Origin of the sequence: Nocardia sp. NPDC052001 (assembly GCF_040680615.1) — a bacterium.
Classification (GTDB): domain Bacteria; phylum Actinomycetota; class Actinomycetes; order Mycobacteriales; family Mycobacteriaceae; genus Nocardia.
Genome location: NZ_JBFAXC010000002.1, coordinates 384,869 through 398,434 on the forward strand (window position 1 = coordinate 384,869; position 13,566 = coordinate 398,434).

Genomic DNA, 13,566 nt, shown 5'->3' on the forward strand with positions numbered 1-13,566 from the left:
CCCCTTTTGGGGGCCCCTGCCTGCGTATGCCGAATGTTCTCTTGTTCGTCCCGGAACTACTGCCTGATAAAGCTGGAAGCGATACGCCAGAACGCTTCCGGCTGCATCATGTGCAGATCCCAGTCGTTCACCATCGCGTGTGCGGTGGTGACTATTCGCTCGATATCGAAATCATACCGAGTGGCCGCTCCAGTGGATTCGACCTGATGAATGACGAAAGCGGTTGCCGTCTCATGTGAGCATGATTGCTCCGGCCGGGTTCTATCGGCAAACCCGAGTCGGCTGAGGTTGATTGGCTGATTCATTAGAACGCCCCTGATGCCAAGCCGAGGGTTAAACCGATGGCGCGGAATCGCCGGTGATCCACCGCTCGGCTCCCTGGTTGTCCCCTACGGTGCCTTGCCACTCGAGTCTATGACCGTGCTGCGCGCATATGCAAGTACATCTGCAACCTCGAATATGTACGGCCACCAGGGATTTCGGGATGCTAAAAGTTTGCGAGCTAACTTTTCCGGGCGACCTCAGGAACGATTGTGATCGTCGCGCGAGTGCGTCCGATGCCGTTGTTCAGCGATAATCATCGCTATTCCGGTCCATAGGCAGAGCCCGCCTGCCAGCCCGCTGAGAATCGCCCAGCCGGTGAAACCGTATCCGGCGACCATCATGGTCAGCGCGACCGCCACGATTCCGGCGGTGGCCAGGGCGAGTCCGGGGCCGTCGTGAATCTCGTCCCCCGAATTCCCCCGGTCTCCCGTCATGGTCGCAACCCTTTCCGCGGCGACGCGGCCGCCGATTACAGCGGGATACCCGCGGCGGCACGGGCCAATCACGGCCCGTGCGGTGACAATCGACACGAGTCACCTTGCAGCGCCCGGTGTTTCGGCCTCGGGGGCCCGGGTACCGCCGCATTGTCAGGTAATACCGACACTGTGGAGGTGTTTCTCTTGTCCGAGCACGAAAAGGGCGGTTTCCAGGAAGGCGTCGAAGGAGTCGTAGAGGGGGCCAAGGGCAAAGCCAAAGAGGCCGCCGGCACCGTCTTCGGCAATGACGCACTGCGCGGCGAAGGCCAGGCCCAGCAGGACAAGGCCGAATCCCAGCGGGAGGCGGCCGCTCACGAAGCCGAGGCCGAGAAGGCCCGCGCCCAGGCCGAAGTCGACAAGCAGCGCGAGCGCGCGCATCAGCGCGACTAGTGCGCCCGCGTACACAATGACGTGATCGATAACCGAAATCGCCCGGCGGATACCACCGCCGGGCGATTTTCATGATCGTGTGCGTAGCGGGCGTCCTTGCGGCACACTGGAATTCATGACCGATCCGCGCAGTCTGGAGAGCCGCCGCGCACAATTGCTGCGCGAGTTGACCACGCTGCGCGAACGCGTCGCCCAACTGCGCGCCGACTACGCCGCCCTCGGCGAGTCCGGCATGCTCGTCGACACCGACGGCATCGCCGCGCTGCTCACCCCCGGCCGCTGTATCGCCGGTGCGCGCGAGGTCTTCGAGGAGGCGGAAATCGAACTCACCGCCGCGACCGACGCCCTCGACCGCGCGGGCGTCTACACCACCCGGCTGCGCCCGGTCCTGCTCGATTGAGCCCGGCCGATCCGGACCGGTTGTGGGAAATGCCACCGGTCGCCGGTGGGCCGTCGTATTGAAACCGGTTCCATCCCTGTGTTAGGTCTGGGAACAGTGGTTTGATCAACGGAACTGGACAGGTGGACCCGTGGTGGATGTGCCGGCGTATTTCGACGAGGTGGACGGCGGGTACGTACCTACACCGATCGCGGCCAGTCAATGGTCCGCGGCCCAGGTGGTCGGCCCGGCGCTGTGCGGTCTGATGGCCCGGGAGCTGGAGCGCGAGCACGCCACCGACGGTTTCGTACCGGTGCGCCTGACCGTGGATATGTTCAGTGCCGCGCGCTTCGAGCACACCACCACCCCGATGGTCCGGGTGCGCGACGGTAAACGCATTCGCGTCGCGGACGTCGCGGTCATGCAGGGCGGCAAGATGGCCGCGCGCGCCTCGGTGGTGCTGCTGCAACCCTCCGAACAGCCCGCGGGATCCCTCTGGCATCGCGAATTCGAGCCGCTGCCACCGGCATTGGATATCGCGCCCACCACCGACCTGCCGCAGATCCCACTGTTCAGCAGTGATGCCGAACCGGGCTACTGGTCCTCGGTGCCCACCGAGCACGAGAACACCGCGCGCAAGCGCACCTGGCAGAGCCCCATGCGCGTGATCACCGGCGAGGAACTCTCCCCGTTCACCCGCGCCGCCCTGGTCGGCGAGGCCACCAGCATGATGACCAATTGGGGCGATGCCGGCATCGGCTTCATCAATACCGATATGACCCTGGCGCTGTCCCGCATGCCGGACGGCGCGCAGATCGGCGTCGAGGCCGACAGCCACCTCAGCGAACGCGGTATGGCGGTCGGGGTCGCCACGCTGTTCGATCGGCGCGGTGCGTTCGGCAGCTGCATGGTCACCTCGGTGTCGAACGCCGCGCGGCAGATCAGCAGTGCGCAACTCGACGCGGTGATGACCTCGCGCAGCTGAATCGGCAAGCGGCGCAGCGATTCCGGTTCCGCTGTCGCCGATCCGCTCCGCGCGCACACCCGGCGGCCGATAATCATCTGGTGATCCCGGGTGGTGAACACCGCAGCGCGGCGCCGGCGCTGGAACAGGTGGTGGGCGGCCACCGGCAGCATGTCGGCAGCTTTCGCTTCTGGTCCGCGGATCAGCGCTGGGAATGGTCCGATGAGGTGGCCGCCATGCACGGCTATCCGCCCGGAACCGTGGTGCCGACCACCGAATTGCTGCTCACGCACAAACACCCCGAGGATCGTGAGCAGGTCGCCACCTCACTGGACCGCGCGGTGCGGAATCAGGAGCCGTTCTGCAGCCGTCACCGCATTCTCGATACCGGCGGCGCGGAACATCATGTGATCGTGGTGGGCGACCATATGGTCGACGAGCGCGGCCGGGTGATCGGCACCACGGGCTACTACATCGATGTCACCGGCACACTGGCCGAACACCGGCAGGAAACCCTCGACGACGCGCTGCCCGAACTCTATCGCGCCCGGGCGGTCATCGAACAGGCCAAGGGTGCGCTCATGCTGGTGTACGGCATCAATGCCGAACAGGCTTTCCGGGTGCTCACCTGGCGATCCCAGGAGACCAACACCAAACTCCGCACGCTCTCCGAGCGGCTGATCGCCGAGGCGACGGAAATGGGCGGCGCGGCGGTGGAGTTGCGCACCCGCTTCGATCATCTGCTGCTGACCGTGCATGAACGGCTGCCATCGGATTGATCTGCCACGCAGACGTTTCGGCAGATCTCGACCGGGTATCGCACCGGATGACGATGACGGACGCGGTTATCCGGTGGAAATTCATGCGATCGACGTTTCGCCGATGAAGTGCTTGTTCGGAGCGGACGGAGACAGGTATGGGCGATCCGATCACCCGGTCATCGGCGGATACCGGCACGGTGGGCGTTCGGGTGCCTGCCGAACTCGACCAGCTGATCATGCTGCGCGCACTCGCCGAAACGGTCGCTCTCATCGGTGATTTCGCCCTCGACGAACTGACCGATATTCGCGTGGCCGTGGACGAGGTGGCGACCGCGCTGATTATCAGCGCGGTGCCGGACAGCTGTGTCGATTGCGAATTCGAATTCGATGCCGAGCGCATGCGAGTTCGAATGGCCGCGGTGTCCCTCGGGAGCGATGCGTTCGACGAAACCGGATTCAGCTGGCAGGTATTGCACACCATCACCGAGAATCTCGCCGCGCAATCGAGTCCGTTCGACGCCGCGAGCGGGGGATACCCGGTTTCGGTCGAATTCTGCCGTCCGCGCGGCCCGGGCGCCTGACAGCGGATTCCACGCTCAGAGCCACATTTTGTAGTCGTTTCGGCGACACGCACGAGTCGATCGACACAGTGTGGTATCGATGCGGCTTCGAACAGACCACCCCGGAGTGTCGCCACCCGGACCGGGTTTACGCTCGCCAGGTCCGCCGAGCCCACGAATTCCGCTGGGGGTGTCTTGCTCTCCGTTCTGCGAATTGTCGCTGCCGTCTTGATATTCGGCGGATTCGCGGGAGTCGCGCACGCCCAACCGGCCGATGCACCCCCATCCGCTTCCCCGGTTTCCGGGTTGCTTCCCGCATTTCAACAATGGGTCGATTCGGTGGTACCGCCGCCCGCACTGCCCATCGCGCCCGCCACACCGCTGGTGGACTCGGGCGGGCTCGCCCCCGAACTGGCGGCCCTGCGAGCCGCCACCATGCCCTCACCCATCGGCGACGGTTTCGTTGACGAATGGCCCGCTCGGCTTGAGGATTTCGGCTCCGGGCAATTGATCGCCTGGCGGGATGTCACCAATACCGGCGGCCCCGCGCTATTCATGCCGGTGCGGCAGGTGGTGCAGCTCAAATACCGGACCACCGACGCGCACGGCGCGGCCTCGTACGCCATCGCCTCGCTGGTGCTCCCGCTCGGACAATGGGGTGGCGACGGTGAGCGTCCGGTGGTGGTGAACAATCTGCCGATCAATTCGCTGGGTCGCGACTGCAATCCGAGTTACACACTGGCGCACGGCTATTCGAATCTGACCAATCTGGCCGAATATCTGCCGCCGACCACCCAGTTGGCGCTGCTGCGCGGCTACGCGGTGCTGATCACCGACCACGAGGGTCCGCGCATGGCCTATGCCGAACCGTATGTGGCCGGGCACGCGATATTGGACGCGATTCGCGCCGTGCGCGGTTCCATGCCGAATGAGTTCGGCGCCAGTCGATTCGGGATGATCGGCTATTCCGGCGGTGCGATCGCCACCAAGGGCGCGGTCAAATTGATGGCCGACTACGCGCCCGAACTGGCCGATGTGGTGGTGGGCGCGGCCATGGGCGGTGTGCCCGCCGATTACGAGATCCTGGCCCGCAGCATGAACGCGAATCTGGCGTCCGGGGTGTTCATGGCCGCCACCTTCGCCATCGGCCGGGAGCGGCCGGAGATTCTGGCGCATATGAACAAACTTGCGCAGTGGGTGGCGCTGGTCATGAAGGACACCTGTATGGATTCGTTCGGCGTGCCCGGACTATTGCAGTTGCCCATGGACGCCGCCGCCGATTTCCCGGATCCGCTGCACAGTCCGCTGGCCCAGCAGATCTATTCGATCACCCGCATGGACGGTATGAAATCGGCTGTGCCGCTGTACATCTACAACGGTGAGCAGGAATTCTGGGTGCCAGCGGAGGGCGCGAGGAACCTCTACGCCGAACAGTGCGCGCTGGGGGCGACCGCGATCTATCGCAGTGTGATCGGCGAGCACATCATCGCCGCCTTCACCGGATATCCGGAGTCCCTGGCCTGGCTCGGCGCGAGACTCGGCGGCGAACCCGCGCCCAACGAATGCTGAAACCAGAACCGCCCCGGTCGTGATGACCGGGGCGGTTCGGCTCGTCACTCCCGGATCACATCGGGAACAGATTGTGCTTGCGCGGGTTGGGCTTGCGCACCGCGTCCTTATCGCGCAGCAGCTGCAATGCCTTGCGGATCTCCAGCCGCGTGGCGGAGGGTTCGATGACCGCGTCGATATAGCCGCGCTCGGCCGCCGTCCACGGGGTCGCCACGGTGGCGTTGTAGAAGTCGATCATGCCCTGCCGCACGGCTTCCCGATCCTGCTCCGGGGTCGCCTCGAGCTGACGCTTGCCCACGATCGGGATCATGGACTCCGCGCCCATGACCGCCAGGCGCGCGGTCGGCCAGGCCAGACTGATATCGGCGCCGAGCTGTTTGCAGCCCATGACCGCGTAACCGCCGCCGTACGCCTTACGGGTCACGATGGTCACGATCGGCACGGTGGCCTCGATCAGCGCGCGGAACATGCGCCCGCCGCGCTTGATGACGTGATTGCGCTCCTCGTCCACGCCCGGCAACACGCCCGGGGTGTCGACGACATAAACCAGCGGAATATGGAACGCGTCGCAGAGCCGGATGAAATGCGCGGCCTTATCCGAGCACGCGGCATCGAGCGCGCCGCCGAGCACCAGTGGCTGATTGGCGATAACACCGACCGGACGGCCGTCGACACGCGCGAACCCGGTAATGAGATTCGCCGAGGTTTTCGCGCTGATCTCGTGGAATTCGCCGTCGTCGAAAATGCGCAGCAGCACCTCGTGCATGTCATAGCCGGTCTTGTCCAGATCCGGCATGAGCTTGTCGAGCTGGCGATCGGTATCGGTGAGCTCGGGCTCCAGACCCGGGTTGACCACCGGCGGCTGCTCCAGGCAGCTGGTGGGCAGATAGCTCAGGTAGTCGCGGACCCACTGGAAGGCCTCGGATTCGGTCTTGGCGACGTGGTGCACGGTGCCGTTCTGCTCCAGCGCACGCGCTCCGCCCAGCTCCTCGGCGGTGACGACCGAACCGGTGACGGCCTTGATGACCTCCGGGCCGGTGACGAACATGTACGAATCCTCGGTCGCGACAAGCACATCCATATTGATGGGCCCGTACACCGAACCGGCCGCGCACTTGCCGAGCATGACCGCGACCATCGGCACATAGCCGGACAGGTCCTCCTGCAGGCGGCACATGATGGCGTACCAGGCCAGCGAGGCCACGCCGTCCTGAATACGCGCGCCGCCGGAGTCGTTGATGCAGACCACCGGGCAGGCGTTGTTATAGGCGAAATCCATCACCGCGCGCACGCGGCGGCCGAACATCTCGCTGACCGATCCGCCGTACACGGTCTGATCGTGCGAGATCACCACGACCGGGCGGCCGTCGATATAGCCGCGCCCGGTGACCACGCCGTCGCCGTAATAGGCGTTGGGGTTGCCGGGCTGGCGGATCAACGCGCCCATTTCGACGAAGGTGCCCGGGTCCAGCAGCATCTGCGCACGTTCTCGGGCACTGGGGATACCTTTGGCGCGGCGCTTCTGGATGCCCTTCTCACCCGAAGGTTCTTCGGCGATTTCCAGGAGCTTGCGCAGTTCCGCCAGCTTCTCCGCTGTACCCGTCATTACTTCGGTCTTGCCTTTCGCCTTCATCAGTGTCGAGCCGGATCGCGGCCCAGCCAGCCACGGTACCCGGCATAGCGGGGTCCTAACCACCGAACGGGTGTGTCGACTGTGCCGGGCACCACAGCGGACCGACCGGGTGGGACAGAGATACACTGCGCCCCGTGAGCTCACCGATGACTGTGCGGGCGGGGGCGCCCGAGGTGATCCGGCCGGATCTGGACACCTTCGGGTTCTCCGAAGTGCGCCGAACCGCGATCGTGGGTGCGGTACTGGGCGGATCGGTTACCCGCAGCGTGCTACGCGGCGGCCTGCGCAAGGCCAAGCGCAGACAGGCCGTGGCCGAGGGCGTGGTGAACGGTTTCGAATCGCTGGGCCCGATGTTCGTCAAACTCGGTCAGCTGATCGCCTCGTCACCGGGTGCTTTCCCGCGCGAACTCGCCGACGCCTGCCTGCGCTGCCTGGACGATATGAGCCCGTTCCCGTCCGCGGACGCGCGCGCGATCGTGGAAGCCGATCTGGGCAAACCGATTTCGGAGCTGTTCCGGTCCTTCGACGATGAACCGCTCTCGGCGGCGTCCATCGCCCAGGTGCACGCGTGCGTGCTGGCCGACGGCCGCCCCGCGGTGGTGAAGGTGCAGCGGCCCGAGATCGCCAAGCGCATGATCGTGGATCTGCGCGCGGCCATGAAACTGGCTCGCGCACTGGAGAAGCGGTCCGAGAACGCGCGAGTGGCCAACGCGCAGGCCGTGGTTCGCGATCTGTACGAGGCGACGGTCGCCGAACTCAACTTCCTGATCGAGGCCGATAACCAGACCCGGGCGCGGCAGAATCTGGCCGCGTTCGGCGACAACACCAGTGTCGCCATCCCCGAGGTCTATTGGGAGCACTGCGGACCGCGCGTGCTGTGCATGGAACGCATGCGCGGTATGCCGCTCGATCGCTTCGACGATATCCGCGCCGTGCATCCGGATTCGGAACTGCTGATCCGCCGCCTGGTCAAAGCCTGGATGGAATCGGTCGCGGTGCACGGGCTCTTCCACGGCGATGTGCACGCGGGCAATCTCTGGCTGCTCGACGACGGCCGGGTCGCCATGCTGGACTTCGGCATTGTCGGGCGCATGGAAACCGAATGGCGCGAATTCGTGCGGGCGCTGTTCTACGCCAGCGCCATCGACAACGATTTCCGCCCGGTGGCCCGGGCGCTGCGCAAATTGGATCTGGTCGCCGATGACAGCGGTGACGACGCCACCATCGGGCGACAGCTCGCGGTGGCGCTGGGTCCGGTGCTCTCGGGCAGCCTGGACAAGCTGGATTTGGGTGTGGTCGCCGCCCGTCTTCTCGAATTCGGGAAGCGGCGTGGCGCATCCGGCCCGGAACAGCTAATTCTTATGGGGAAACAACTCGGCTATTTCGAACGATATGCGGTAGCGCTGGCTCCCGGATGGAAGCTCGGCCGAGACCTGTTCCTGTTCCGCAACGTTTTTCCAACTGAAGTAGCCGCCAAGATCGCCGAAGAAGGCACCGAACTCCCCGTCGACTGACGGGCGACGGTGTCCACTGGATTGGATTTGACTGTTCGATGAAGCTCTCCGCACTACGCAGCGCGACCGCCCTCCGGGTTTCCGCCGTGGCCCTCGCCGCTGCGCTGTCCACGACCATGCTCGGGGCGACCGCCTCGGCGGAACCGGCGGCCAAGCCCTCCGCGATCAGCTCGATCGTCAAGGAGGGCCGTACCTGGCACTTCAAGGTGTACTCGCAGGCCATGGGCCGCGATATCACCGTCGATGTGCAGCGTCCGGCCGATGAGTCCACGCCCGCGCCGAACCTGTACATGCTCAATGGCCTGGACGGCGGCGAGGGCACCGCGAACTGGAAGGCGCAGACCAAGGCGCTGGACTGGCTGGCCGATAAGCCGGTCAATGTCATCCAGCCCATCGGCGGCCTGGGCAGCTACTACACCGACTGGATCAAGGAAGATCCGCGTCTGGGCCTGAACAAGTGGAAGACCTTCTTCACCGAGGAGCTGCCGCCGCTGCTGGACGACGCGCTGCACTCCACCGGTCTGAACGCGCTCGCGGGTCTGTCCACCTCCGGCACCTCGGTGTTGCAGCTGGCCGAGGCCAAGCCGGGCCTGTGGAAGTCCGTGGCGGCGTACAGCGGTTGCGCCCAGATCGCGGATCCGGCCGGTAAGCAGTTCGTCAAGCTGGCCACCGAAACCTGGGCCGGCGGCGACGTCACCAATATGTACGGTCCGGACGACAGCCCGCTGTGGGCCGCCAACGATCCGGTCATCAATGCCGAGAAGCTGCGCGGCACACTGCTTTACGTCTCCAGCGGCAGCGGTATCCCGGTCGCGGCGGACGTGCAGTACTACCTGAGCAACGCCCCCGGCGTCATGGGCGGGGTCAACCTCGGTCTCGGCATGATCATCGAGGGCGCGGTCAACGCCTGCACCGTGAACCTCAAGGGCCGCCTCGAGGGTCTGAACATCCCGGCCACCTACCAGTTCACCCCGGTCGGCACCCACTACTGGCCGTACTGGGATGACGCCCTGCACAACTCCTGGCCGATCCTGGCCCAGGGCATGGGCATCACTGCCTGATTCTCTCCACGTGCGTGTAGTCCGCGCGGGCACTCCGCCCGCGGGATTGCACGCACGTTTTGTTTTCCGGCTGCGAGGATGGCGGCATGTACGTCGTCGTGGCCAATCGTGGTGAGATCGCTGTCCGGATCGTTCGCAGTGCGCGGGAACAGGGGTATTCCGCGCTCGCCTTGCATACCGGGGACGAGGCCGATGCGATGGCCGTGCGGCTCGCCGACGAGGCGGTGCGGCTGCCCGGAAGCGGGGTGGCGGCCTACCTCGATGCGGACGAGGTGGTGCGGGCGGCACATAAGGCGGGGGATGGGGCGCTGGTGCACCCCGGCTACGGGTTCCTCAGTGAGAGCGCGGAATTCGCCGCCGCGTGTGCCGCGGCGGGGCTGACTTTCGTGGGGCCCTCGCCCGAGGTGCTGAGGTTGTTCGGGGATAAGGTCGCGGCGCGGGCGGCGGCCGAACGTGCCGGGCTGCCGGTGATTCCGGCGACCGCGGGTGCCGCGACGGTGGAACAGATCGCGGAATTGCTTGCCGCGCGGCCGGGCGGAGTCATGGTGAAGGCCGCCGCCGGTGGGGGTGGCCGGGGGATGCGGGCGGTGCGCGAAGTCGGCGAACTCGCCGACGCGTATGAGCGCTGTCGTGCGGAAGCGTTGGCGGGGTTCGGGAATGCCGCCGTGTACGCCGAGGCGCTGATCACCGAGGCCCGGCATATCGAGGTGCAGATCATCGCCGACGGCGAGCGGGCGATCGCGGTGGGGGATCGCGATTGCAGTGTGCAGCGGCGGCAGCAGAAGCTGATCGAGATCGCACCCGCGCCGAATCTGGATGCGGGACTGCGGGAATCATTGCACGGGTATGCGGTGCGGCTGGCCGATTCGGTGGGCTGCCGGGGTGTGATCACGGTGGAGTTCCTGGTCAGTGGGGCGGAATGCTGGTTCCTCGAGGTGAATCCGAGGTTGCAGGTGGAGCACACCGTCACCGAGGAGGTGACCGGGCTGGATGTGGTCGCGATCCAATTCGAGTTGGCGCGCGGCCGGAGTCTGGCCGATCTGGAGCTGACCGCGAGCGCGCCGCGCGGATACGCGGTGCAAGTGCGGGTGAACGCCGAAATCGTCACGGCCGGTGGGGAAGTGCTGCCCAGTACCGGAACGCTCACGCAGTTCGCCGCGCCGACCGGGGTGGGAGTGCGGGTGGATACGGCCGCCGGGATCGGTATGCGGCAGGACCCGCGCTTCGATTCGCTGCTGGCCAAGATCGTCGCGCGCGGACCCTCGTATCCCGCTGCCCTGCGCCGGGCCGCGGACGCGCTCGCGGAGACGGTGTTCGCGGGTGTCGAGACGAATCTGGCCGTACAGCGCGCGGTACTGGACGAACTCGTCGGCGCGGGTGCGGTCTCGACATCCTGGTACGAGCGCCGAGTTGGCGAATTCGTCTCCAGGGCAGCGGAGTTCGCCCCGCCGCCGCACGCCGGACCCGAGATCGACTCCGTAACCGATGCGGTCGACCTGGCCGGGGACGAACAGGCGCTGCGCTCCCCGATGGGCGGCACCGTGGTCTCGCTGGCCGAGCCCGGCACGGTGGTGCCCGCCGGTGCGGAAATCGTTGTGCTGGAGGCGATGAAGATGCAGCATGTGCTGCGCGCCGAACAACCGCTGCGGGTGGTCCGGCAACTGACCGCCTCCGGCGCGGTGATCGATCCGCACGCACCCCTGCTGGTGTGGGTCGAAGCCGATCACGACGGCGAGCACGCCGATGCCGTTGCGGTGGACCTGGATTCGATCCGCCCCGATCTGGCCGAGGTGCTCGCCCGGCATCTGGTGGGGCAGGACGAATCCCGCCCGGAGGCGGTCGCCAAACGACATCGCCTGGGCCGCAGGACCGCTCGCGAGAACATCACCGATCTGGTGGACGCGGACAGCTTCCTCGAATACGGCGCATTGGCCGTGGCGGCGCAGCGCCTGCGCCGCGGCCCGGAGGATTTGATCGCCAATACCCCGGCCGACGGTCTCATCGGCGGCGTGGCGACCATCAACGCCGACCGCTTCGGCGCCGACCGCACCCGCACGATGGTGATGTCCTACGACTACACCGTGCTCGCGGGCACCCAGGGCATGCGCAATCACGCCAAGACCGATCGCATGCTGGAACTCGCTCGCGCCCAGCGTCTTCCGGTGGTCTTCTTCACCGAAGGAGGCGGCGGCCGCCCCGGCGACACCGATTACCCGGGCATCTCCGGCCTCGATGTCACCACCTTCCGCGCCATGGGCGCGCTGTCCGGTCAGGTCCCGCTCATCGGTGTGGTGTCGGGCCGCTGTTTCGCCGGAAATGCCGCGCTACTCGGTATGTGCGATGTGGTGATCGCGACCCCGGACGCGAATATCGGCATGGGCGGCCCCGCCATGATCGAGGGCGGCGGCTTGGGCGTCTACGCTCCCGGGGACATCGGCCCGATCGAGGTGCAGCGTCGAAACGGTGTGGTGCACCTGGTCGCCGCCGATGAGGCCGAAGCCGTCGACCTGGCCCGTCGCTATCTGTCGTACTTCCAGGGTGCCGAATCGGAGTGGACCGCACCGGATCCCCGGCTCGCCCGCCATGTGATTCCGGAGGATCGCCTGCGCGCCTTCGATATCCGGGCCGCCATCGAATCCGTCGCCGATCTGGATTCGGTGCTGGAACTGCGCCGGGACTGGGGTACGGGCATCATCACCGCCCTGGTCCGGGTCGAAGGCCGCTCCTACGGCCTGATCGCCAACGATTGCCACCATCTCGGCGGTGCGATCGACGCCCCCGCCGCCGATAAGCTCAGCGCCTTCCTGCGACTCTGCGACGCCCATCGACTGCCGGTCGTATCCCTGTGCGATACACCGGGATTCATGGTAGGCCCGGAAGCCGAGACGCACGCCACCGTCACCAAGTTCAGTCGCCTGTTCATCGACGCCGCCGCCCTGTCCGTGCCCTGGGGCACCATCATCCTGCGCAAGGGTTACGGCCTCGGCGCACAGGCCATGGCGGCGGGCTCCTTCCGCGCCCCGAATTTCGTGATCGCCTGGCCCACTGGCGAAATCGGCGGTATGGGTTTGGAAGGCGCAGTCCGCCTGGGCTTCGCGAGGGAACTGGCCGCCATCGAGGATCCGGCCGCCCGCCAGACCGCCTTCGACAATCTGGTCCAGATGGCTTACGCCAGTGGCAAAGCCCTCACCGCCGCGACCGTGCTGGAACTCGACGATGTCATCGATCCGGCCGACACCCGCCGCTGGATCTCCTCGCTGCCGTAGCGGTCAGCCCGCCAGCACCGGACCCAGCACGCTCGCGATCACCACGATGATCTGATCGACGGCCTTGTCGATGGGTCCGGTCGGCTGGAACAAATGGCTCAGGGCCAGTCGGACAAGGGTTTCGGTCAGTGAGGCCAGCTCGGTATCCGAGAGCGCGGTCAGCCCGTACTGGCTCCGCACCAGTGCGGTGACCGCCTCGATGGCGCGCCCCAGCACGGGTTCGGGCTCGGTCATCAGGACCGGCAGCAGTGCGGTGTCCGGTGCGTTGCGTCCGGCGAGCACGGCTTTGAGCAGAGTGTTGTCCGCGCCGGTGCGCAGCGTGTAGCCGACCGCTTCGCGTAAACCCGCCAGGACGTCCTCGGGGTGTACGGCCACGGCCTCGGCGATGCCGACCAGGAAGCCGTCGACCTCGCGCCGGATCACCACTTCGGCCAGTTCGTGCTTGTTGCCGAACTCCTTGTACATGACCGGGCGGCTGACCCCGACCTCCTTGGCCAGCCGGGACATGTTCACCGCGCCCCAGCCTTCGGCGCAGACGATGCCGCGGGTGCTGTCGATGATGCGTTCGCGCAGGAGCTGGCGCATCTCGGTCTGGAAGTTCGGCGTTTCTGCCACGTCGTGATGGTACATGAGCACGTCTTTCGTCTCGCTCGTTGACATTCTCACGAA

Annotated in this window: 13 protein-coding genes; 9 read left to right on the forward strand and 4 right to left on the reverse strand. The window is 66.2% G+C overall.

What is annotated here, in order from left to right:
* Positions 1-56: 56 nt before the first annotated feature.
* A complete protein-coding gene (locus AB0L82_RS10070) occupies positions 57-305 on the reverse strand; it encodes a hypothetical protein (protein WP_364633488.1) in 249 nt (82 codons plus the stop codon).
* Positions 306-521: 216 nt separating this feature from the next.
* Positions 522-758, reverse strand: coding sequence for a hypothetical protein (locus tag AB0L82_RS10075; protein WP_364633490.1), 237 nt, complete (start codon positions 756-758; stop codon positions 522-524).
* Positions 759-944: 186 nt separating this feature from the next.
* On the opposite strand from AB0L82_RS10075, the gene AB0L82_RS10080 reads away from it, so the two are divergent.
* From AB0L82_RS10080 to AB0L82_RS10105, 6 genes are all read left to right on the forward strand, one after another.
* Positions 945-1,190, forward strand: coding sequence for a CsbD family protein (locus tag AB0L82_RS10080; protein ID WP_364633491.1), 246 nt, complete (start codon positions 945-947; stop codon positions 1,188-1,190).
* A gap of 115 nt (positions 1,191-1,305) precedes the next feature.
* Positions 1,306-1,590 (forward strand): hypothetical protein, encoded by a 285-nt coding sequence (locus tag AB0L82_RS10085; protein ID WP_364633492.1) that lies wholly within the window; start codon positions 1,306-1,308, stop codon positions 1,588-1,590.
* A 130-nt stretch (positions 1,591-1,720) separates the two neighbouring features.
* Positions 1,721-2,554 (forward strand): thioesterase family protein, encoded by an 834-nt coding sequence (locus tag AB0L82_RS10090; protein WP_364633493.1) that lies wholly within the window; start codon positions 1,721-1,723, stop codon positions 2,552-2,554.
* 119 nt (positions 2,555-2,673) lie between these two features.
* Positions 2,674-3,312 (forward strand): PAS and ANTAR domain-containing protein, encoded by a 639-nt coding sequence (locus tag AB0L82_RS10095; RefSeq protein ID WP_364635944.1) that lies wholly within the window; start codon positions 2,674-2,676, stop codon positions 3,310-3,312.
* 137 nt (positions 3,313-3,449) lie between these two features.
* Positions 3,450-3,875, forward strand: coding sequence for an anti-sigma factor (locus tag AB0L82_RS10100; RefSeq protein ID WP_364633494.1), 426 nt, complete (start codon positions 3,450-3,452; stop codon positions 3,873-3,875).
* A gap of 318 nt (positions 3,876-4,193) precedes the next feature.
* A complete protein-coding gene (locus AB0L82_RS10105; protein ID WP_364633496.1) occupies positions 4,194-5,423 on the forward strand; it encodes a lipase family protein in 1,230 nt (409 codons plus the stop codon).
* 55 nt (positions 5,424-5,478) lie between these two features.
* Here AB0L82_RS10105 and AB0L82_RS10110 read toward each other — a convergent pair whose 3' ends face one another.
* Positions 5,479-7,029, reverse strand: coding sequence for an acyl-CoA carboxylase subunit beta (locus AB0L82_RS10110; protein WP_364633498.1), 1,551 nt, complete (start codon positions 7,027-7,029; stop codon positions 5,479-5,481).
* 161 nt (positions 7,030-7,190) lie between these two features.
* Here AB0L82_RS10110 and AB0L82_RS10115 point away from each other — a divergent pair, with 161 nt between their 5' ends.
* The 3 genes from AB0L82_RS10115 to AB0L82_RS10125 all read left to right on the forward strand — a co-directional run bounded on the left by AB0L82_RS10115 (position 7,191) and on the right by AB0L82_RS10125 (position 12,897).
* Positions 7,191-8,570 carry an AarF/ABC1/UbiB kinase family protein gene (locus AB0L82_RS10115; RefSeq protein WP_364633500.1) on the forward strand — a complete coding sequence of 460 codons (1,380 nt, stop codon included), beginning with the start codon at positions 7,191-7,193 and terminating at the stop codon, positions 8,568-8,570.
* A 38-nt stretch (positions 8,571-8,608) separates the two neighbouring features.
* Positions 8,609-9,631 carry an alpha/beta hydrolase family protein gene (locus AB0L82_RS10120; RefSeq protein WP_364633502.1) on the forward strand — a complete coding sequence of 341 codons (1,023 nt, stop codon included), beginning with the start codon at positions 8,609-8,611 and terminating at the stop codon, positions 9,629-9,631.
* Positions 9,632-9,717: 86 nt separating this feature from the next.
* Complete coding sequence (locus AB0L82_RS10125) at positions 9,718-12,897, forward strand: carboxyl transferase domain-containing protein (RefSeq protein WP_364633503.1); 3,180 nt, start codon at positions 9,718-9,720, stop codon at positions 12,895-12,897.
* A 3-nt stretch (positions 12,898-12,900) separates the two neighbouring features.
* On the opposite strand, the gene AB0L82_RS10130 is transcribed toward AB0L82_RS10125, so the two are convergent.
* Positions 12,901-13,512: a TetR family transcriptional regulator gene (locus AB0L82_RS10130; RefSeq protein WP_364633505.1), complete on the reverse strand. Its 612-nt coding sequence runs from the start codon at positions 13,510-13,512 to the stop codon at positions 12,901-12,903.
* Positions 13,513-13,566: the final 54 nt, after the last annotated feature.